Genomic DNA, 22,246 nt, shown 5'->3' on the forward strand with positions numbered 1-22,246 from the left:
GGTCGTTCTCGTTTCGGGAGAATGTCATGGATCGTCTGGCCACATGGATCAGCCGCTTGTTCGGATGGGCATTGCTGTTCCTGTCCGCCTTCGTTGCGCTGGAAACGCTGCTGCGCAAATTGTTCAATACCTCATTGCAAGGGGCGGATGAGCTGGGGGGCTACATTCTGGCGCTCGGCGCCTCCCTGGCTTTCATTGTCGCCATGATCGATCGCGCACATATCCGCATCGATGTACTGCACGCACGATTCCCACTCAGATTGCAGGCGCTGATCGACTGGCTTTCGGTCATCTCGCTCGGCGTGATCGGACTGTTTTTCCTGTACGTGGGCTGGTTCGTGATCACCGACACGCTGGAATACCGCTCGACGGCTGCCACGCCCTGGCGAACGCCACTGATCTGGCCTCAATCGGCCTGGTACGCCGGTCTGGTCGTTTTCGCTCTGTGCTCCTTCGTGCTCGCAGGCCGGGCAACGCGACTGTTCCTCTCGGCTGACTACACCCAACTGGCCAGGGAATTCAATCCGAAATCCGCGCAGGACGATCTGAGCGAAGAACTCGAACAGCTCAAGGAACGATGACATGAGCATTCTTGACGTGTTTGTCGGTTTTTCGATCATGATGGGCATGCTGCTTGTCGGCCTGCCAGTCGCCACGGTCATGGTTGCGATGGGAGTGGCAGGAGGCATGATTCTCTACGGTCCTGCCCTGCTGAAGAGCATGGGGCCGGTTCTCTGGGGCACTTCGAACGAACCCGTGCTGACGGCCATTCCCCTGTTCATCCTGCTGGGCGAATTGCTGTTGCGATCCGGCCTTGCCGATCGCATGTACACCACACTGGCACTGTGGCTCGGTCGCCTCCCTGGAGGGCTGCTGCATACCAACGTCGGCTGCTGCTCGCTGTTCGCGGCAACGTCCGGTTCATCGGTTGCGACGGCCGCAACCGTGGGCACCGTGGCTCTCCCCGCGCTGACCGAACGACGCTATCGTCCCTCCCGCTCACTTGGCTCTCTTGCCGCAGGTGGCACATTGGGAATTCTCATTCCCCCATCGGTCAATCTGCTGGTATACGGTTCTCTGGCGAGTGTCTCGGTCGGACAACTCTTTCTCGCAGGGATCATACCCGGAATCCTGCTGACGCTCGGTTTCATGCTGTTCATCGCGGTGCAGGACATTCTTTCACCGGGCGGTGAGTTCCGGGAAGAGGATGTCCCCCTGCAGGTGAAGCTCCAATCGCTCAGGCACCTTGTTCCCGCTGGCACCGTTTTTCTCATCGTCATGGGATCGATCTATTTCGGGATTGCCACACCAACCGAAAGTGCCGCACTGGCCGTCATCGTTGCCCTTGGTTTCGTTTGGGCCGAGGGCAAGCTCAGCATCGAATTCCTCGACCTCTGTTTTCGCATGACCGCCAAGACAACGGGCATGATCCTGCTGATCATCGTGGCCGCTTTCACGCTCAACCTGACACTCGCGCTCGGCGGAATCACCCAGGTGATGTCGCTATGGGTCGAGAGTCTGGGTCTGACCCCGGTGGAATTACTCTTTGTACTGGTGGGCTTCTACCTGGTGCTGGGCATGTTCATGGATGTGCTCTCAATGCAAGTGCTGACAATACCCATTGTCGTTCCCATCGTCGTATCGGCGGGGATCGATCCCGTCTGGTTCGGCATTTTCGTGGTGCTGATGTGTGAGCTGGGCATGATCACTCCGCCGGTCGGCATGAATCTCTATGTCGTGCACGGCGTGCGCAGCGACAAGGGCCCCTTCATGGACGTGGTAACAGGTGCCATACCCTATGCACTCATCATGCTCCTCTTCACTTCCGCTCTGATCCTGTGGCCTGCCATTGCAACCTGGCTACCGGAGGCCGTTGGACAATGAATGTGCAGGATCTTGTCAGCAACGCTGAAGACGCAACCGAGTTGCTGAGTGATTACGCTACCGGACGCAGTGATCCGGTCACCATTGCCGAGTCTCACCTCGAACGCATCGAGCAGCTCAACCCGATACTGAATGCCTTTACCACTCGCGCAAGCGATGTGCTCGATCGGGCTGTCGAGTCCCGGGATCGCTGGAAGAGCGGCACACCGCTTGGCGTGCTGGACGGCGTACCCCTTGTCCTGAAGGATAACCTTGTCTGCGCAGGATTGCCGGCGGCCTGGGGAAATGCGGTATTGACAAACAGAGTACCTGAGCAGGATGAGATACCCGTTGCCGCACTACGCAAGGCCGGTGCCATCGTACTGGGCATGGCAAACACACCGGAGTTTGCGGTCGAGGGTTATACCGGCAATGCGACATTCGGTGTCACACGCAACCCGTATGACCCGACTCTGACACCCGGAGGTTCATCCGGCGGTGTTGTTGCCGCCGTGGCCTCAGGTATGGCGGCCGTCGGGCTGGGTACCGATGGTGGCGGCTCCATTCGCAGACCCGCTGCCTACACCGGACTGTGGGGGCTGAAACCGGGCATCGGTAACGTGCGCCGCGGAGGCGGCCTGATGCAGGTGCTGCTCGATTTCGAAACGGTTGGGCCACTCACGCGCAGCGCACGCGATCTATGCCTGTTGCACCAGGTTCTCGCCAAGCAACCCATGCGCCCGCATCCTCGCCCGCTCGATATTCTCGCTGTGGCGCAAATTCAGGACGCGCCTTGTGATCCGGGCATACGAGATGTATTCGAATCAACCATCGAACGTTTGTCCAGCATGGGTCATCGGGTGGTGCAAGGCACCCTGCCAGTTGACCTCGGTCCGATGAATGAGGTCTGGAGCCAGATTGCTGAAGTCGGATTGGCTCATATGCAGTCGAAGGACCCGACCGTCATGGCTGCCGCTGCTGAAAAGTACCAGGAAATGGCGAACCGTGGTGCACTCATCAGTGCGGCGTCGTTTCATGAAGTACTTTCCCGTGTCTTCGCATTGCGGGAGGCAGCCCGCGGTCTCTGGGGTTACGACGCCATTGTGACCCCTGCTGCGGCAGCGCCACCCTGGTCTGCGGAACAGGCCTACCCGGAAACGATTGACGGGAAAGCGGTCGGCCCACGCGGACACGCCGTGTACACCGGCTGGGTCAATGCGGCGGGCTTGCCAGGTCTTGCCTGTCCGGCAGGATTATCTGAAGGACTGCCGGTGGGGGTACAGTTCATTGCAGATCATGCCGGTGAAGGACTCCTGTTGAGCCTTGCCACAACACTCGACATTGCGGATTGAGCTGCCGGGCTATCTGTTGCAAGGCGTTTGCGTATGCCTGCCACCCATCGGATTGGCAGGCAGCCAACGCACTCGACAACCAGCCTTCCGGGTGTAATGCTTCGTCACCCGTGCCGCCCTCCCCGCTCGACCTTGGCGACAACTCTTTTTCTGGACTCAAGCATCCTGGAACCGATCGGGAAGATTCTGTGCGAGATGCTGAACAAACTTTGTAATACGCGCGGGTACGTGTCGTCTATGCTGATAAACAGCGTAAATGTCCGCCCGGGGAGCCTCGTAGTCGGGAAGCACGGCGACCAGGTCGCCCCGACGCAATTGCTCATGCACATCCCAGCGTGAACGCAGAATCAGCCCATGCCCATCAAGCGCAAGGCTGACCACGGCTTCTCCGTCATTACTGCTCAGAGTGCCTTTAACCTTGAGGGCTCGTTCCTGTCCCGCATGGAGAAATCGCCACACGGCATAGTCACTCTCGAATTGACGAAGAATGATGCAATTATGATTCAGCAGGTCACCGATTTCGCGAGGAGTGCCCTTCCGCGCCAGATAATCTGGTGAAGCGCACAGGACCCTGGGATTATCGAGCAGGTGGCAGGCAACGAGCCGTGAGTCAGGGAGTTCGCCGAAGCGAATGTCGATGTCGATTGCGGAAGTCAGCAGATTTACGGGTTGGCTGGACAGGTCGAGCGACAGTTCGATTTCCGGATACAGTTTGGCGAAAGTCGAGAGCAATGGAGTGACATGACGACGACCAAAACCAAACGTCGCGTTTATGTGCAGTTGTCCGCGCAAGTCTTGCTGACGACTGCTAACTGCACTCTCCAGCTCTTCAAGCTCGCGCAGGATGGGTCGCGCACCTTCGAGGTACAGTAGCCCTTCAGGAGTAAGATCAAGACGTCTGGTCGTCCGAGTGATCAACTGAACTCCAAGTCGCTGTTCGAGCAGAGTCAAGCGTTTGCTCACGGCTGGTAACGACAGACCGAGCTCACGAGCGGTAGCCGTCAAACTGCCGTTCATTGCCACGCGACTGAAAAATGCCAGATCGTCTGTTGAACTCATACCCTTAACTTTTTTTTAACAATAGCTTAACCAATGGCATTATTGTTTGGTTAATAAAATTCCTCAATAATGATTAGCAAGGATTCCTAACATAGTCCGAATGGTAACAACTGCTTCTCAACGACAGGTTTCCAAGCACCATGATTCCACGCATTGCCGAATCTGATACCACGGACAGTCTCTACCTCGAATTTATCGAAAGCCTGCAGCAGCAAGGCTTCAGCGGTGAAACCAGCCCTGACTATGCCAACCGGGTGGTCCAGTCCACCGACAACGGCATCTATCAATTGCTCCCGCAGGGGGTCCTGTACCCCAGAACCGAGGAAGACCTGATATCGATCACACGACTGTCCGGTGAAGCGCGTTTTGCCGGCATCCATCTGAGCCCCAGAGGCGGCGGTACCGGCATCAACGGACAGTCGCTGACGGACGGACTCATCGTGGATACCTCGAAGCACATGAACCGCATCCTCGAGATCAATGCCGAAGAGCGCTGGGTGCGGGTTGAAGGCGGCGTGGTAAAGGATCAACTGAATGCTGCGTTGAAACCGCATGGCCTGTTCTTCGCACCCGAGCTTTCGAGCAGTAATCGCGCGACCATTGGCGGCATGATCAATACCGATGCCAGCGGTCAGGGATCCTGCCTCTACGGCAAGACGCGCGATCACGTCCTCGAGCTGCGCTCGGTATGGCTCGATGGCAGTTGCTGGGAATCCGGGGTGCTCGACGAGACTGAACTGGCCAGGATCAAGCAGCGGGATGACCGCATCGGTGTAGCGCACCGGTTGCTGGATGAAATTTACCGCACCCGCCGCGACGACATCGAGGCCAGATTCCCGAAACTCAACCGTTGCCTGACGGGTTATGACCTTGCTCATATCCGTGATGAACAGGGGCGCTTCAATCTCAATTCGGTGCTTTGCGGGGCCGAAGGGACGCTGGCCTTTATCGCCGAGGCGAAACTGAACCTGTTGCCGATTCCGAAGTTTTCAGCGCTGATCAATATCAAGTACGACAGCTTCGAAAGTTCGCTACGCGATGCCAAGGCATTGACCGCCTGGAGGCCAACCTCGATCGAAACCATCGACTCCAGGGTACTGAATCTTGCGATGGGAGATATCGTCTGGGATGCGGTAAGTGGCTATTTTCCACAGCAGGCCGGTGAGCCCGAGATCCAAGGCATCAATCTTGTTGAATATACCGCCGACGACGAAGCACAGTTGCAGGACGATGTAGACAGGTTTCTGGCCCACCTCGAACAGGTCCGCGGCCAGAGTGGCAAAAACTTTGGGCATACGGTGGCCTATGGCGCCAGCGAGATCAACAAGATCTGGAGCATGCGCAAAAGAGCGGTAGGGCTGCTGGGCAATGCCAAGGGCGAGCGACGTCCCATTCCGTTCGTCGAAGATACCGCGGTACCGCCGGAGAACCTGGCGGACTTCATCATGGAGTTTCGTGCGCTGCTGGATCGGCGAGGACTCGACTACGGAATGTTCGGTCATGTCGATGCCGGGGTACTGCATGTTCGCCCGGCCATCGACATGAAGGATGAGTCCCAGGTAGGGCTGATTCGCGAGATCACCGATGAAGTGGTTGGGCTGACGCGCAAATACAAGGGGCTGCTCTGGGGCGAGCATGGCAAGGGGATGCGCTCTGAGTATGCGCCTGAGTTTTTTGGGGAACTCTACCCGGAGTTGAAACGCATCAAAGCTGCCTTCGATCCGCACAATCAGCTCAATCCAGGCAAGATAGCGACTCCGATGATCGACAGTGCCGAATTGCTGAGAATCGATCAGGTACCAACCCGCGGGCAGCACGACCGTCAGATTGGTCGAGACGTACGCCAAACGTATGATTCTGCGATGAAATGCAACGGAAATGGCGCCTGCTTCAATTACGACCCCAACGATGCGATGTGCCCGTCCTGGAAGGGAACCCGGGAGCGAATCCATTCTCCCAAGGGGCGAGCGTCGCTGATTCGCGAATGGTTGCGACTGATGTCCAGTCAAGGTGTCGATTTGCAGGTGGAGAGCGATCGAGTCAAACAACTCTCCTTCATGCGCACGTTGCCTAACCGCTTGCACAACAGCCTGGCAAAAAGGCGCGGTGAACATGATTTTTCCAACGAGGTACATGAGGCGATGATGGGTTGTCTCGCCTGCAAATCCTGCGTCAGTCAGTGCCCGGTCAAGGTCAATGTGCCAGACTTCCGATCCCGCTTTCTCGAGCTTTACTACGGGCGTTATCTGCGCCCGATGAAGGATTACTTCGTTGGCAGCCTGGAACATGTGATACCGCTGCTGGCACGTTTTCCGGCACCCTATAACTGGGCCACGGGCAATCCACTGATCAAGCGGGTTTTCCGGCACCAGCTGGGCATGGTCGACAGCCCGGCCATTTGCAGCCAGAATCTGACTGTCGGACTGCGCCAGCGCGGCATCGACCTTGCCACATCCGAGACCGTGGCTGCGCTGTCCGAGTCACAACGTGACAGAAGCGTGATCATCGTACAGGACGCCTTCACCAGCTATTTCGAGACCCAGCTGGTGCTGGACCTGATCGATCTGCTCGGTCAACTCGGCTTCCATGTACTAGTGGCGCCTTTCAGACCAAACGGTAAGCCACTGCACGTGCATGGCTTTATGGCTGCGTTCGAGAAAGCGGCACAGCGTAATGCCAGCTTGCTCAATACACTCGCTGCCAAAGGACTGCCGCTGGTCGGTATCGACCCGTCAATGACGCTGACCTATCGTCAGGAGTATGGATCCGCAATGCCCGCCGAGGAACTGCCGCCGGTGCAGCTGATCCAGGAATGGCTGGTGCAGCAGCAGAGTGCGCTCGAAGCCGTGGCATCTCGACTGCCCCAGGGGCAATTCAGGCTGCTGGCACACTGTACCGAGAAAACCTCAGCGGCGCCGTCGGTCCGCAGCTGGCAGTTGCTGTTCGAAGCACTAGGCCAGAAACTCGAGATACTCACGGTTGGCTGCTGCGGAATGTCCGGCACCTACGGTCACGAAACAGCCAATTACGCAACCTCCCTCCGAATATATGATCTGAGCTGGCGCCAACCGGTGAACGAGGCGTCCAACAAGGGTCGACTGATGGCGACCGGTTATTCCTGTCGCAGCCAGGTGAAGCGCTTTGATGAGCAACAGATTCCTCATCCGGTTCAAGTTCTGCTGAAACAGCTGCGGCGTCACTCCAACTGAAACCAGTACGCCAGTACTGGGGTCATTTGTCGTGGTCGGCCCCAGCAAGCCGTCGAGCTCAAGCGACCAAACCCACGCTGTGGGACTGAACGTCATTGAGTATCAGGAAGTAAGAAGCACGAGCTCTCCTTGATATCGCCTTGTACAATCAGGATTCATCACTGGCGACCACGCAACTCTGACGCTGAACTTACGCGAAGTAGCCAACGTCTGGTTGCGACCTCACTGGTAGCCACCTGGCCAGCGACGGCTCATCCATCCCACTCGAATACATCAAGACAAATGGATGAGACTCCTTTCTCCCTTTGAGAGCAGTCCCTGGCACTCCCCGCCTGAAGCTCAGCTTCGATTCAGTCCTCACATTTCGTCTGTTGACGCCGCATCTTTCTTCGCTTTCAACCTTGAACGGTTAACAAGCTTCGGACCAATGAGAGGATATAGAATGACAACTGCCGTGATCAGAAATAATACGCAGGCGATGGAACTCTGAAAAAACGCGAGCGGATTCATATCGGTCAGGATGAGTCCCTGCCGCAGATTGGTCTCCAAAGGTTTTCCAAGGATAAAACCAATGACAATTGGAGCGAGTGGAACATTGGCATAACGAAGGAAAACTCCGATGGCCCCCGCAATTATCGCAACCCCGACATCAAGCATGCTGAAGCGGACTACATAAGAACCCGCAAATGACAGCGCTACAACAACTCCCATGATCAGAGCATGGGGCATGCGAAGCACTCGACTGAATATCTGTGCACCTGCGACTGCCACGAAAAACATCATGATATTGGCAACAAGGAGGGCAACAAATATAAAACTGACCAACTCTGGACTACGATTGAACAACTGAACACCAGGAGTAATACCATGAATGACCAAGGCACCCATCATGACTGCCGTGGCTGCATCTCCTGGAATTCCCAGCGCAAGAGTTGGAACCAGAGCTCCACCCGTTACAGCATTGTTCGCCGACTCAGAGGCGACCAGCCCTTCAGGCTCGCCTTCGCCAAAATTGTCTTTCCGCGGTGAACTTGCCCGAGCCTGAGCATAGGAAATCAGAGACGCTGCCGTTGCCCCGACTCCGGGAAGGATGCCTAGAAATGTGCCGATAACCGACCCTCGAAGTAGGGTACCTTTTCGCGCATTCCACTCTTTGAATGAGGCTACCTTGAACCCTGTACTCAAAATTGGCTGCGCCACCTTCTTGATCCCGGTGCCAGCTGTCGCAAAAACTTCCGAAACAGCAAACAGACCTATAAGTATCGGAACAATATGAAATCCAGCCGATAGAGCGAAGATATCAAAAGTGAAACGGTAGGTTCCACTCATTTCATCCACGCCTATCGTGGCAAGAAAAACACCCACAACTCCAGCCAGCAGTCCCTTCAATGGATTGCCCTTCGACACCCAGGCTATGGTCGTGAGAGAGAAAACGATAAGAGCAAAAGTCTCAATGGAGCCAAAGTTGATTGCAATGGATGCCAGTTGTGGAGCTGCAAACATCAGGACGACCATGGAAAAAATGCCACCTATTGCCGATGACATGGTTACCCAACCCAGTGCTTCAGCGACCTTCCCTTGTTTGGCCATGGGATAGCCATCGAATGTGGTTGCAGCCGACTGCGGTGTACCTGGAACGTTGATGAGCAATGCAGGGATGGAGCCGCCATAAACGGAAGAAACATAGATCGCTAGCAACATCCCGATGGCCTGAGGCGCCGTCAGCACATAGGTGAAAGGCAGCATCATGGCAAGTGCCGTGACTGTCCCAAGCCCTGGCAAGGCACCAACGATCATGCCGACGCTGGTTGCCAACAACATGATGGCTAGAGCCAGAGGGTCGAACAAACCAAATGATGCTATCAATGTATCGAAATTCATATCAGAACCTCATTCCCGGGAAAGTGGGCAATGGCATATCTGCAAAGCCGCTGAGCAGAGCCCAGACAAGAACGCCGCTGAGAATACCGGTCAGAAACACAATCCATATCTTCCGATAGGCAAGCAGAATGCATGTACCAATCACCGATATGGCCCCGGCGAAAACAAAACCGATATACTTCATGAGTACCGCGCCAATGGCGACACAGCCAATGACACTGACAAGCCTTTTCTTGTCCACGGTGGGTATGGGTGTGCCCTTGCCCAACAAGCCACCAAGCAGCAGAGCCACCGATATCGCAATCCACAAGAAGAGATAGATCTGCGGCACAAGAAACGGTGGAGCATCACCCTGAAGAACAAAGACCGTCGCGCTCTCCTTGTAACTGATGACCAGAAAAATCACCCCCAGGAGAAGAGAGATCCCCCCCAGATAGGTATCCGCGTTATTGATCTTTTTCATGAGAAACCTCGTAGCAATGACCAAACCTCCCCAGCAGTTGCGAATGATCAGTCAACCATGACATGCCAACTCGCACCTACCCTTTCTTGCATCATGATCGGCGCATGACAGCAAATACCATTGTATTCTGCTTCCATGAACTCGAAAACAATTGCTCTCGTTTGATTGTCGGATTGGGAGCCGTTCAATAAACATGCACCGCATCTGCCTTCAACGCACGGAAGTAGCCCAGACATACAACGGATTTTCGCCGGGCTATTTCCTGAGGTGCCATTATTGCATTGTCCAGATTCACCCCAAGACAATGGCCTGCCATCCACATGCCTTTTGCTTACAATCGCATATCCCCCCGCAGGGAGACTCCCGGAGGCCTGCTCACACAACGTGACCAGAGCGCCACCTTGTATCCAGCGTATTCGTGACACACGTATGCTCTGGCCCGTTATCAATTACTCGTCCTTCTGGTCCTTTCTGGCAATTCTTGCGTCAACCACACATTCGCGTCAGTGCATGGAGTTTCCACATCTAGCCGTGTGGCATTGACTTCGAACTTGTTGTGCCAATAGTGTCGAGTTTTGTGGTCTTCAGGCCCCGCTTCCCGGCAACCTCGGTGATACCGTTTGTGACAACATGTTTGACAGGCCCTCACCTTCACCCACCCGAACATGCAATGTGTCGCAGCATCATGGAATCATTCCGAGTAGCCATTGAGCATCTCAGTGTCGAAATGCTCGCCAAACCGACTGTTCGCTGGTTCGGAACTGAACCTGAGGTGTCTCAAGGCCTGAAACAGCCATTTCATTCAGAATTGAAAGTGCTTTTCCGACCACTGCAGCGAGAGTTGCTCCCGCCACAGTGGATCGGAGTTGACTGGATTCAACGCTTTCAACAAGCTATTTTGCTTTCACCCCGATCAATTCCAGCAGTTCCTTGTTATTGGTGAACTGCTCCTGGTAGTACTCCTTGAACTCACTGCGCGGCAGATAACGCACAATGGACTGAGCCTTTTTCATGCCTTCCAGAAATTCTGGATCCTGGACAGCCTCACTACAGGCCTCATCCAGTTTGTCAAGTTTGTCTTCCGAAGTCCCTTGGGGTGCAAAGAGACCAAACCAGATGGAGAGGCTGAGGTCCTCCCCCTGTTCCTTCAGCGTCGGAATATCTGGGAGCTCGACCAATCGCTCGTCTGCAAGCACCGCCAGTCCCTTCAGCCCGTTAACAGACACCATCGATGAGACATTGGAGGAAAACGTTGCTTCGCCTCCCAGGACAGCTTTCGCTGAATTTGCAGCGTTACCTGCTGGCAGATAGGTAAACTTTGTGCCATAGGCATTCGCCACAGCTGCTTGAACAATATGCGGCATGGAACCAGGTGCAGCACCGACGGCAACAACCTTGCCGCTTTTCGAAAGTGCAACAAGATCATCAATGGAGTTCAGCTCGCTGTCGGGCGCAACAGCAATTACATTCGGATTGTCAGAAACCAGGCAGACAGGTTCAAAAGAATCCATTCCATAAGGAAGTTTACGCAAGTGGGGTTGAACAGTTACCGGAGCAATTGGACTGAAGCCCAGAGTATAGCCATCAGGCTCGGAGTGAAACATTTGAGCCATACCTATCGTGCCACCAGCACCTGCAACATTGAGAGGTACAACATCTGCCCCGAGAGACTTCTTTATTGCATTGATGAAGACCCTGCCAGTCGTGTCCGTGCTCCCACCAGCCCCATAAGGGATGATGACCTCTATCGGCTTCGACGGATAATCTGCAGCCATTGCAGAAAAACTACATGCAAAAATAGTCAACGCCGATATGGACGATGCGAATTTCGTTTTCATTTTCATTATTTGCTTCCAACCAAGTTAATTATTTATATTTAATAATGTCAACTTCCCGTGCTCTTGCTTGTCAAAAACCCGGAAGTATTGATCAAACCAGATTACTACTGCTTTTTCCTACTCTTCCTCCCCATGAATATTCATTCTCCGGGCAACAGGTGCAAGGCCAGCAACCATTCGAATCAGCGGCAGCCTGGTGTTGTCCAACCAGGTGTAACCGGCCCGGATCGACCGCTACTATCTGCGGCTGCACTGCAACACTTTCGGACGTCTTCCAGTGCCCAATGAACTTGTCCACTGCATCCGCAACCTACAAAGTCTTCGGGCAACTCCAGTCATAAAAAGCCGTACGCACTGCTCCCAGGTACCGAAGTCCTGCATGAACTCGAACAGGCTGTCGCTCTTCTGAAGCTACTTGTTGAAGAAAGTCTGAACCAGAGAGCCATCTACTCGAGACCTAATTCATCAAGCAGAGCGAACAACTCATCAATGGTTGTCTGATCCGCTTCGACACCGGGATGTCTCATTCTCGTGCAGGTCATCAATCCACGACGTTTCATGATTTCCTTTCGCAGACTGATCAGAAGACCCTGGGTAAACTGCAGCCGAATGGCAGGCAGATATTTATAGAACACCTCTCCGGCACCCTTTTTATCTCCTGCCTGAATCAGATCGTACATTTGGACAAATATATTCTGATAGGCAAAACCCGACATTGCACCGACCGCACCCCGGCATAACTCTTCATACAGGTATACACCTCCCAGGCCTCCGAATATCCCCAAGGCGTCGCCAGTCAGATTCCTGATTTCCGTAACCTTCTGCGGACAAGGCGTATCTTCAAGCTTCAGGTAATTGATATTCTCGAAGTCATCCACCAGTTTGGCGATGAAATCCGGGGGCATCTGCACGCCGGTAACTGCAGGATAATCCTGGACGACTACCTGGATATTTACTGCTCCAGCAACCGCAACATAATATTCGTACAGCCTCTTCAAATTCGACTTGGGCATTGGCACCGCCGCCACCATGACTGCCGTTGCTCCAAGCGATTCAGCCAACTTGCATCGTTCAACAGTTTGCCGTGTACCAGTCCCACTAGTACCTACAGTCACCTCGATCCGGCCACCGGCCGCTCTTACTGTCTCCTCGATCACCAGGTTTCTTTCCTTGTCATCGAGCCGATTGGCCTCTCCGGTAACCCCAAGGCAGACAACCCCCTTGCATCCGTCTTTGACGGAGAGGTCCACCATACCCGCGATGGGCTCCAAATCAAGATCTTCCGTCTCGGTGAAAGGAGTTGGAATCATGTAATGTATTCCATCCAGATTTCTCATCGCCATCCCTCAATACCTCCGAAAATATAATAATCTGAAAATCAGTTAATATTGCAACCCATTATAATAACGAGCTTTTTATCCTTATTTTATATAATCATGCTACTAATACACCAACCACAAGTCAACGACCTTGCATGAACGTTTTCATTAATATCGAATTCATCAATTCAAAATAAATCATCAAACCCCTACCGACAGAAAACCCCAACACCAACAAAGGCAACTACCCGAGATAACAGCTGCCTCTTTTTCAACGGATCTCACGAACATTCTCGATAGTTGACTGAAAATATTTCTTGCAATTGATGGTTATCATGGACAAGCCGATCAGGATATTTCCCCGTCCCTGTACAAGCCGCACAGAAAACCAGCCTGGATTACGCATACCTGTTCCATTCGACATATTGATGCTCTCTCGAATGGAACAAGAACTTGCAGTCACCGACCAGGTACCAGACACTCAGCCCGACTGGAATGAAGACCACCTTCGGCGTCATGCGGAACGAACAATCAGTTATCATGCTTCATATCCTCACCGATCATCTTGCGAGTCGTCCTTCACCTACGATTACAGGAAATGAATTCATCGCAGTAATTCGTTGTGTAGATAGATTCATGAACAATATCCTCACCGACAAATTCTCCATCATTCTGGTTACGCGGTGACAAATCGACCCGACCCCAATACTGCAAGGGAGGTAATCAACAGGCTGCAAGCTCCGCATGCCAACAGATATCCTGACGACTACGCTACACGACGAATTGTCTCACCCGATCTGAAAGCTTTCACGTTCTCGACAAGCTGATCAACGATGCGTTGACGAGCATCGAGACTGCCCCAGGCACTATGGGGAGTTATGATCAGACGTGGGACATCATCCGCCAACAAGGGGTTACCATTGACAGGTGGCTCTTGAGTGAGAACATCAGTTGCAGCTCCTCCAAGATGACCTCGTCTTAACGCATCAGCCAGAGCCTGCTCCTCGATCAACCCACCTCTCGCCGTGTTGACTATGAATGCTCCGGGTTTCATCAGCGAGAGTTCTCGCTCGCCGATAAGGTTTTTCGTTTGCTCTGTCAGCGGACAGTGAAGCGAGAGTGCGTCGACCTCTTGCAACAACTCGTCCAGAGATCGGCGCTCAGGTTTTGGCGGACGTCCGGGAAGATTGGCGGTAATTACGTTCATGCCGAAGGCCTCCGCCAGCTTGGACACTGCTCCACCGAGTTCTCCCTGGCCCAGCACTCCTAGCGTCTTGCCAGACAGTTCGACTATGGGAAAGTCAAGAAAGCAGAAATACCCGGCTTCTTGCCAACGCCCCGCTCTCACTGCCGTTTGATAGTCAGGCAAACTGGTTGCAAGTGCAAGCAATAGCATCAGACTATGCTGAGCAACGGTGGCGGTGCCATAGCCGGAACAATTGCAGACGGTAATTCCGAGGCGTTTTGCGGCTTCAAGATCAACATTGTTCAGCCCCGTCGCAGCAATCAGTACAAGCTTGAGCGCAGGACTAGCTGCCAGTACATCCGCAGTCAACTGAACCTTGTTGACTATCGCCACCTGGGCCCCTGAAAGGCGATGTATCACTTGATCAGCCGGGGTGTTCTCGTAGCTGTCCAGCCTGGAGAATGCACTCCTCAAGTGTTCCAGCGTCAGATCATTCTGATCGAGCGGCTTTACATCGAGAAAAACACCATGGAAAGTTTTCATAGACTTTAATCCTAGAGGTTTTCGATGAGTCGGTTGATCATCCAATCAACATCGGCAACCAGAACGGGATCTGCGAAAAACAGGTCAGCAGAGCAAGAACAAACAGTACTGCCAGGAAACAGGATCTCACGCCACGCGAAATAGCCCCTGATGAGATTCCCCCTTGCCGAGCGTCCACGAAACGGATCAAGCCGAGGAAAGATCTGGTCATGTCCATCGCCGATTTCACGATCCTCAACACGTCGGAATGCATTGGATCGATACCAACCCTCAACTTCGACAAGGGGCCAGCAGGCCCCACCTGAAATCAATGATACTGATCAGCTACCCTCTTTTTCGTTCAGGATAGTGATCAGTTCCGGAATGCTCGTTTGACCAAAACCAGACTGCAATGCGGAGTTCAAAGTGCCAAAAATACCATCGGCCACTGTGTGACTGGCATCTGCAGCCTCAACCATGGAAAGGTAATAGCCGATATCCTTGTGGGCATTGGAAATGGAAAAGTTGAACCCGGAACTGTCTCGCTCAAGAATATAAGGTTGCAAACGTTGAAGAACGGCACCGGCTCCGCCACCCTTGGATAGCACCTCTACCAGTACTTGCGGGTCGACATCATTCAGCTCGGCACAAGCAGCGGCTTCAGCGAGTACCGCAGAAAACCCAAGAGACACGAAGTTGTGCAATAACTTGAGCTTGTGCCCTGATCCAACGGCCCCTGCATAGGTGATATTCTCGGAAAAGGTTCGTAGCAGCGGCAGCTGCTTCTCGAAGATGTCGAGTTCACCACCCACGATCAGGTTAAGGCGCCCCTGTGCCGCTTCTTTTGGCGTGCGAGTCATTGGCGCATCCAGAAAACATCCGCCGGCTGCAATGACCCGCTCGGCAATGGATATGGTCGAGGTTGGGATCGCCGTCGAACAGTCGATGATCACAGTGCCCTTTTGCAAACCATTCAGAACGCCGTCTTCCCGCGTCAGTACATCTTCAACCTGAGGTGATCCAGTCACACAAAGTATGATTACATCACAGGCACCAGCGAGCTCTCGGCCGGTGTTGAATGCCTTGGCCCCGTCCGCAAGCAGCTGATCCACCGGTTGATTGCCAGGATGATCCAGAAAGTTCAGTGTCCAGCCGTTCTTGAGGATGTTACTGGCAATACCGTGCCCCATGAGGCCAATTCCGATCACCCCGATGCGCTGTGTCATGTTTTGCTTTTCCATAGGTCTCCCCTTCGTTGGTATTGTCTGCAAGCGGTTAAAGGCCACCCATGCACATGTATTTGATCTCGAGGTAATCCTCGATACCGTACTTTGAACCCTCTCGGCCTACACCCGATTCCTTTACACCACCGAAAGGCGCTAGTTCAGTTGAAATTATGCCCTCATTGATCCCGACAATGCCGTACTCCAGAGCCTCGGCCACGCGCCATACACGTCCGATGTCGCGACTGTAGAAATAACAAGCCAGACCAAACTCAGTGTCATTTGCCTTGTTGATGACATCAGATTCATGACTGAATCGAATAAGGGGCGCCACAGGCCCGAAAGTCTCTTCGTTCATCAACAGTGCATCGGCAGTCACATCGGTGAGAATCGTAGGTTCAAAGAAAGTACCACCCATGGCATGACGCTTGCCCCCAAGGTAGGTACTGGCGCCTCTGGATGTAGCATCGCTGATATGCTGCTCGACCTTTTCTACTGCGGCCTCGTCAATCATTGGCCCGATTGTCACTCCAGCGTCCAGTCCATTGCCGATCTCCAGCGCCCTGACCGCACTTGCAAGACGTTCGGCAAACGCATCGTAAATACCGTCATGCACGAAGATCCTGTTGGCGCAGACACAGGTTTGACCAGCGTTACGGAACTTGGAGGCCATTACTCCCTGAACCGCCTTGTCAAGGTCAGCATCGTCGAAGATAATGAAAGGTGCGTTGCCACCCAGTTCCATTGATACTTTTTTCACTGTCCTGGCACATTGCTCCATCAGAGTCTTGCCCACCTCAGTCGAGCCTGTAAAGGACAGCTTGCGAACGGTGGGGTTTGCGGTCAGCTCGCCGCCAACGACGCGGGCTGAGCCGGTCACGACATTGAACACACCGTCGGGGATACCCGCTCGTTTGCCAAGTTCTGCCAGAGCCAGCGCGGAATACGGTGTGCTGGATGCGGGCTTGACTACCACAGTACAACCGGCAGCCATGGCGGCTGCAGCCTTGCGGGTAATCATGGCATTCGGGAAGTTCCAGGGGGTAATGGCGGCAACAACTCCCACCGGTTCCTTGGTCACGATGATTCGTCGATCTGTAGCCGGAGCCGGAATGACGTCGCCATACGCCCGCTTGGCCTCCTCCGCGAACCATTCGATAAAGGCGGATCCGTAAGCAATTTCACCCTTGGCCTCCTGAAAAGGCTTGCCTTGCTCCAAAGTCAGGATTCGAGCGAGGTCATCCTGGTTTTCCATACACAGGTCAAACCAGCGACGCAGTATAATTGCTCGATCTTTCGCCGTCCGGGCACGCCATGCCGGCAAGCTGGCATTTGCAGCCTCGACTGCGCTACGGACCTCGAGTTGAGACAGGCTCGGGACGGTACCAATATCATCCGCAGTCGCAGGGTTGTTGACCCTGATGACCTCACCGCTATCGGCAGAAACCCACTCACCATTGATAAAGCACTGCTGTCGAAGCAGTTGTTCGTCATGTAATTGCATTACTCAAGCCTCAGAATTATCTAGTCCTACACCTGCCCTACGGCGTCGTGGTTGTATTACAGCGTCTCGGCAATCGCCTTGCCCAGCTCAACCGTATTACCGCGCCCACCCAGATCGGCTGTTAGCGGAGCTTCTTCCGGCCCTCGTGCGAGCACCTGTTCGATAGCATCCAGCACGGCGGCACCGGCAGCCGGATGTCCCAAGTGATCAAGCATCATTGCTCCGCACCAGATCTGACCGATCGGGTTGGCGACTCCTTTGCCTGCAATATCCGGTGCCGAGCCGTGTACCGGCTCGAACAGACTTGGATACTTCCTGTCGGGGTTGATATTGGCAGATGGCGCAATACCAATGGTGCCTGTACAGGCCGGTCCAAGGTCGGACAGGATGTCACCGAACAGATTACTCGCCACCACCACGTCGAACCAGTCGGGATGCAGCACGAAGTTGGCTGCGAGAATGTCAACGTGGTATTTGTCGACGTCGACACCTGGGTACTGCTTGCTCATTTCCTCCACACGCCCATCCCAATAGGGCATGGTAATAGCCATACCATTGGACTTGGTGGCAGATGTCAGGTGCTTCTTCGGCCGACTTTGCGCCAGTTCAAAGGCGAATTTCAGAATGCGATCGACGCCAATACGGGACATCACGGTTTCCTGAACCACCACCTCGCGCTCGGTACCCGGGAACATCATGCCACCCACACTGGAGTACTCACCTTCCGTGTTTTCACGTACGACATAGAAGTCAATATCACCCGGCTTACGTCCGACCAGAGGCGACTTCACACCGGGCATCAAGCGCACTGGACGCAGGTTGACGTACTGATCGAATTCGCGACGAAACTGAAGCAGTGAATCCCACAAGGATATGTGGTCAGGCACCAGATCCGGCCAGCCAACGGCACCGAAGTAGATCGAGTCAAAGCCTTGCAAAAGGTCACGCCAGTTATCCGGCATCATCTTGCCGTGTTCTACGTAGTAATCAGCGCTGGCGAAATCGAACCACGTCCATTCCAGTTCGATACCAAATTTTTGCGCAGCGATGTCAAGAACACGCACGCCTTCAGGCATGGTTTCCTTGCCTATACCGTCCCCGGGGATCGCTGCGATTCTGTAGCGAGAAGGTGTCACATCAGACTCCTGCTTCTTTTCAAGGTGGATCCAGACTATTTGATTGAGTTTTAATAAACAATATTCAAAATAGTAAAACCATTATTAGAAATAAGTGAAGAATGATGAGCTATACGGTTGCTCCGATAGTGTTCAAGTAGGTAGCTGCCCATTGCAGCTGGCGGTCACCGTGCACGAGCCAGGTTTGTATTACTTGTCCCCTGCAAGCAACCGATGTCGTACCACTGGCGGCGTTCAGGCTCGACCCGGCCTTCGCCATCGGCTGAATTACCCAGATGATGTCGCTGTGGGTAAAAGACCCGGCTCTGACATCGATCGAATTGCTCTGCGTCCTGGTGAGCTTCTACTTCATGCTCGGTCTATTCTTGAACACGCTCTCGATGAAAGTCCTGACGATCCCCATCGCCGCATCGGCGAGGAAGGACTTCGATGCAACCATCGAAAACCTGTCCAGCTCGGAGCACCGCGTGATGCAAGACACCCTGCCAATCGATCTCGGTTGGGTGAACGACGTATGGAGTCAGATTACGGCAGCTTGCCAGGTCATCAGATGCCTGACGCTTACCTGCCATTCATGGGGTTGGGGACGATAGCCGACGTGCTCGAATATCCTTCAAGTCGTCGTGTCATTGGTGCCCGGGGCCGGACTTGAACCGGCACGACCATAAGGTCGAGAGATTTTAAGTCTCTTGCGTCTACCAATTTCGCCACCCGGGCATCTGAGGGGCTTCGTGAATCCAGTAAGGAGCGATACGACTGGAGAACCTGACGGTAGAACAATACAGTACAGGAGCAGAGAACGAGTGGCGCGTCTCTGTCAGACCGGCGATGGATCAGTGCCGGACAAGGGTAATGACACCTGGAGGCTGAGCCCGGAGTCGAACCGAGGTAAACGGATTTGCAATCCGGTGCATAGCCACTCTGCCACTCAGCCGAGTGTCGTGAACATACATGCCAAAACCAGACCAGATATGGAGCGGGAAACCAGGTTCGAACTGGCGACCTCAACCTTGGCAAGGTTGCGCTCTACCAACTGAGCTATTCCCGCACCGATCATGGTTTTACTACAACTGATTGTACTGCTTGAATATTGGAGCGGGAAACCAGGTTCGAACTGGCGACCTCAACCTTGGCAAGGTTGCGCTCTACCAACTGAGCTATTCCCGCACCGATCTGCGTATTCTGGGATTTACAGCTTTCGCTGTCAAGCACTTCGATGAATTTTTCTGAATTTTTTTACGACTTCTCTTCGGGTGCGTCCGTGAACGCTGCTTTCATGTAGCCCACCATCGACCAGATGGTCAATACCGTCGCAACATACAGTGCAAACATGCCCATCTTGTAGATCGGCAGGCCAAACAGGTCATGAAGGTACAACAACATCGACAATGCGGTGATCTGCGCAGTAGTCTTGACTTTACCGATCCAGCCCACAGCCACTTTGCCTCGCTGCCCCATTTCAGCCATCCACTCTCGCAAGGCACTGATGGTGATCTCCCGTCCGATGATGACGATGGCTGGAATCGTCAACCAGGGGCTGTGATCGAACTCGACGATCAGGATGAGCACACAGGCCACCATCAACTTGTCGGCCACCGGATCGAGGAAGGCACCGAAGCGACTTTCCACTTTCCACAAGCGGGCCAGATAGCCATCGAGCCAGTCGGTGATCCCTGCCAGTATGAACAGGAAACAACTGAGAGGGCGAGCCCAGTGCGCATCGAGATAGAACACCACCACTATCACGGGTAACAACGCAATCCTGAGCAATGTCAGCCACGTCGGCAGGTTTTGTCTCATCGGTCTTTCTTCACCAAGGGTCAGCTTTTTGAAATGCGGGTCGGATGCAGCTCATCGTACACTCTCGTTGCCAGTTCTGTGCTGATGCCTGGCACAGATGAGATGTCTTCCACACCTGCCTTCTGCAGTCTCTGCAAACCTCCGAAGTGCGTCAACAGCTGTTTGCGACGCTTGGGCCCCAGCCCCTTGATGTCCTCCAGTATGGATGTCTGGCGCTTTTTCGCGCGTTTTCCGCGATGACCGGCGATGGCAAACCGATGAGCCTCATCCCGAATTTGCTGGATCAACAGTAATGCTGGAGAATCATTGGTCAACTGCCTTTCCACACTGCCACCCTGCTGTTCGTCACGACACAGAATCAGCGTCTCATCACCTGGCCGCCGATCCGGTCCCTTGGATACGCCGACCACCTGCACCGTATCCACCTGCAGTTCTCTCATGACGTCCAGCGCCACCGAGATCTGTCCCTTGCCGCCATCGATGAACAGAATATCCGGCAGATCGCGATTTTCCTTGATCAGGCGCGTATAGCGACGCGTCAGCGCCTGCTGCATGGCCGCATAATCGTCACCCGGGGTGATGTTCTCGATGTTGAATCGCCGGTAGTCCGACTTCAGTGGCCCTTCGGCATTGAATACCACACAGGAGGCCACGGTGGCCTCGCCCATGGTGTGCGAGATATCGAAACATTCCATGCGACTCGGTGCATCATCCAGCCCCACCAGCGCGCGCACCGCTTCGAGCCGCGCCGCCATGCCCGAGCGTGACGCCAGGCGGGCAGCCAGCGCAACGTCGGCATTGGTCAGGGCCAGTGCCTGCAGCTTCGCCCGTTCGCCTCGCACTCGGTGAACCACCGCGACAGAGGCTCCCAGACGCTCGCTGAAGACCTGCTGCAGCAGCTCGGCATCCTCGATCGCCTCACTGACAACGATCTCGCGAGGCAGGTCATGCTCCAGATAGAACTGGGCGATGAAGGCGTTGATTATTTCGGCGCTGCTGCTGCCAACCGGCGTCGCCGGATAGAAGGCCTTGTTCCCCAGGTTGATGCCATTACGCACGAAGAAAACCTGCACACAACTCTGACCACCCTTGGTGGCAGCTGCCACATAGTCGGCATTGCTGTCATCGCGCATGCTGGTCGACAGGTCGCTGACAGCTTTCAGGCTACCGATCTGATCACGCAGCTGCGCCGCCGTTTCGAAATCCAGCGCCTCGCTGGCTGACTCCATGCGCTTGACCAGATCGTTGACCACATCCTTCGACTTGCCCTCCAGTACCTGAATGGTCATATCGACATCCTGCCGATAATCCTCCGGAGAGATGCGGTTCACGCATGGCGCTGTACATCGCTTGATCTGGTACTGCAGGCAAGGCCTCGAGCGGTTTCGAAAATAGCTGTCTTCGCACTGCCGAACCTTGAACAGCTTCTGTACCAGCCACAGGGAGCGCTTGACCGAACCGGCACTGGGATAAGGGCCGATGTACTTGCCGGGCGTCTTGCGCGCCCCACGCTGGTAACTGAGCCGCGGGTAAGTGTCCCGCGTCGAGATATAGATATACGGGTAGCTCTTGTCGTCACGCAACACGACGTTGTAGCGCGGCCGATGTTCCTTGATCAGGTTCTGTTCCAGCAACAATGCCGCGGCTGCGCTATCGGTGACCGTTGTCTGGACGTTGGCGATATGGGACACCAGCGCCTGCGTCTTTCGGTTGTCCAGCGTCTTCTGAAAATAGCTGCCCAGGCGATTCTTGAGATTGCTGGCCTTGCCGACGTAGATGATATCGCCCTGGGCGTTGTACATCCGGTAAACCCCCGGACGCGTTGTCACCGTGCGCATGAAGGCGGTCGAATCGAAGTGCCGCGACGCCGATTGCGCTTCATCTCGCTGCA

At 54.3% G+C, this 22,246-nt stretch carries 16 protein-coding genes and 4 tRNA genes; 5 read left to right on the top strand and 15 right to left on the bottom strand.

All coding sequences use genetic code 11. The annotated features are described in order from the left end of the window. Positions 1 to 26 precede the first annotated feature (26 nt). The 3 genes from ACUNV4_RS17275 to ACUNV4_RS17285 are packed head-to-tail and all read left to right on the top strand — an operon-like array spanning position 27 to position 3,215. The gene (locus ACUNV4_RS17275) at positions 27 to 581 is read left to right on the top strand and encodes a TRAP transporter small permease subunit (RefSeq protein WP_430879842.1); all 555 of its coding nucleotides are present in this window, start codon (positions 27 to 29) and stop codon (positions 579 to 581) included. A gap of 1 nt (position 582) precedes the next feature. Then, positions 583 to 1,884: a TRAP transporter large permease gene (locus ACUNV4_RS17280; protein WP_430879843.1), complete on the top strand. Its 1,302-nt coding sequence runs from the start codon at positions 583 to 585 to the stop codon at positions 1,882 to 1,884. Beyond that, positions 1,881 to 3,215, top strand: a complete 1,335-nt coding sequence (locus tag ACUNV4_RS17285; RefSeq protein ID WP_430879844.1) for an amidase — start codon at positions 1,881 to 1,883, stop codon at positions 3,213 to 3,215. The genes ACUNV4_RS17280 and ACUNV4_RS17285 overlap by 4 nt, the downstream gene beginning before the upstream one ends. 156 nt (positions 3,216 to 3,371) lie before the next feature. Here ACUNV4_RS17285 and ACUNV4_RS17290 read toward each other — a convergent pair whose 3' ends face one another. Then, entirely contained in the window at positions 3,372 to 4,274 is a 903-nt protein-coding gene (locus ACUNV4_RS17290; protein WP_430879845.1) for a LysR substrate-binding domain-containing protein, read from the bottom strand. A 140-nt stretch (positions 4,275 to 4,414) separates the two neighbouring features. On the opposite strand from ACUNV4_RS17290, the gene ydiJ reads away from it, so the two are divergent. After that, positions 4,415 to 7,483, top strand: coding sequence for a D-2-hydroxyglutarate dehydrogenase YdiJ (gene ydiJ, locus ACUNV4_RS17295; protein ID WP_430879846.1), 3,069 nt, complete (start codon positions 4,415 to 4,417; stop codon positions 7,481 to 7,483). A gap of 357 nt (positions 7,484 to 7,840) precedes the next feature. Here ydiJ and ACUNV4_RS17300 read toward each other — a convergent pair whose 3' ends face one another. The 8 genes from ACUNV4_RS17300 to ACUNV4_RS17335 all read right to left on the bottom strand — a co-directional run bounded on the left by ACUNV4_RS17300 (position 7,841) and on the right by ACUNV4_RS17335 (position 18,555). Continuing rightward, positions 7,841 to 9,364 carry a tripartite tricarboxylate transporter permease gene (locus tag ACUNV4_RS17300; protein ID WP_430879847.1) on the bottom strand — a complete coding sequence of 508 codons (1,524 nt, stop codon included), beginning with the start codon at positions 9,362 to 9,364 and terminating at the stop codon, positions 7,841 to 7,843. 1 nt (position 9,365) lies between these two features. After that, positions 9,366 to 9,827, bottom strand: coding sequence for a tripartite tricarboxylate transporter TctB family protein (locus ACUNV4_RS17305; protein ID WP_430879848.1), 462 nt, complete (start codon positions 9,825 to 9,827; stop codon positions 9,366 to 9,368). 893 nt (positions 9,828 to 10,720) lie between these two features. Beyond that, positions 10,721 to 11,665 carry a Bug family tripartite tricarboxylate transporter substrate binding protein gene (locus ACUNV4_RS17310; RefSeq protein ID WP_430879849.1) on the bottom strand — a complete coding sequence of 315 codons (945 nt, stop codon included), beginning with the start codon at positions 11,663 to 11,665 and terminating at the stop codon, positions 10,721 to 10,723. 446 nt (positions 11,666 to 12,111) lie between these two features. Next, the gene (locus ACUNV4_RS17315; RefSeq protein ID WP_430879850.1) at positions 12,112 to 13,008 is read right to left on the bottom strand and encodes a dihydrodipicolinate synthase family protein; all 897 of its coding nucleotides are present in this window, start codon (positions 13,006 to 13,008) and stop codon (positions 12,112 to 12,114) included. Positions 13,009 to 13,750: 742 nt separating this feature from the next. Then, positions 13,751 to 14,713 carry a 2-hydroxyacid dehydrogenase gene (locus ACUNV4_RS17320; protein ID WP_430879851.1) on the bottom strand — a complete coding sequence of 321 codons (963 nt, stop codon included), beginning with the start codon at positions 14,711 to 14,713 and terminating at the stop codon, positions 13,751 to 13,753. A gap of 320 nt (positions 14,714 to 15,033) precedes the next feature. Further along, positions 15,034 to 15,933, bottom strand: a complete 900-nt coding sequence (locus ACUNV4_RS17325) for an NAD(P)-dependent oxidoreductase (RefSeq protein WP_430879852.1) — start codon at positions 15,931 to 15,933, stop codon at positions 15,034 to 15,036. Positions 15,934 to 15,967: 34 nt separating this feature from the next. After that, a complete protein-coding gene (gabD, locus tag ACUNV4_RS17330; protein WP_430879853.1) occupies positions 15,968 to 17,419 on the bottom strand; it encodes an NADP-dependent succinate-semialdehyde dehydrogenase in 1,452 nt (483 codons plus the stop codon). A gap of 56 nt (positions 17,420 to 17,475) precedes the next feature. Continuing rightward, positions 17,476 to 18,555: a tartrate dehydrogenase gene (locus ACUNV4_RS17335; protein ID WP_430879854.1), complete on the bottom strand. Its 1,080-nt coding sequence runs from the start codon at positions 18,553 to 18,555 to the stop codon at positions 17,476 to 17,478. Positions 18,556 to 18,830: 275 nt separating this feature from the next. Between ACUNV4_RS17335 and ACUNV4_RS17340 the strand changes: the two genes are divergently transcribed. Then, a complete protein-coding gene (locus tag ACUNV4_RS17340; protein ID WP_430879855.1) occupies positions 18,831 to 19,148 on the top strand; it encodes a hypothetical protein in 318 nt (105 codons plus the stop codon). 37 nt (positions 19,149 to 19,185) lie between these two features. On the opposite strand, the gene ACUNV4_RS17345 is transcribed toward ACUNV4_RS17340, so the two are convergent. The 6 genes from ACUNV4_RS17345 to uvrC all read right to left on the bottom strand — a co-directional run bounded on the left by ACUNV4_RS17345 (position 19,186) and on the right by uvrC (position 22,193). Beyond that, positions 19,186 to 19,272 (bottom strand) — tRNA-Leu (locus ACUNV4_RS17345). 143 nt (positions 19,273 to 19,415) lie between these two features. After that, a tRNA-Cys gene (locus tag ACUNV4_RS17350) sits at positions 19,416 to 19,489 on the bottom strand. Between the two features lie 38 nt (positions 19,490 to 19,527). Then, positions 19,528 to 19,603 (bottom strand) — tRNA-Gly (locus tag ACUNV4_RS17355). A 43-nt stretch (positions 19,604 to 19,646) separates the two neighbouring features. Continuing rightward, positions 19,647 to 19,722 (bottom strand) — tRNA-Gly (locus ACUNV4_RS17360). 69 nt (positions 19,723 to 19,791) lie between these two features. Then, positions 19,792 to 20,355 carry a CDP-diacylglycerol--glycerol-3-phosphate 3-phosphatidyltransferase gene (gene pgsA / locus ACUNV4_RS17365; protein ID WP_430879856.1) on the bottom strand — a complete coding sequence of 188 codons (564 nt, stop codon included), beginning with the start codon at positions 20,353 to 20,355 and terminating at the stop codon, positions 19,792 to 19,794. Between the two features lie 20 nt (positions 20,356 to 20,375). Continuing rightward, positions 20,376 to 22,193, bottom strand: coding sequence for an excinuclease ABC subunit UvrC (gene uvrC / locus ACUNV4_RS17370; RefSeq protein WP_430879969.1), 1,818 nt, complete (start codon positions 22,191 to 22,193; stop codon positions 20,376 to 20,378). Positions 22,194 to 22,246: the final 53 nt, after the last annotated feature.

The sequence above is a fragment of the Granulosicoccus sp. 3-233 genome (assembly GCF_052681095.1).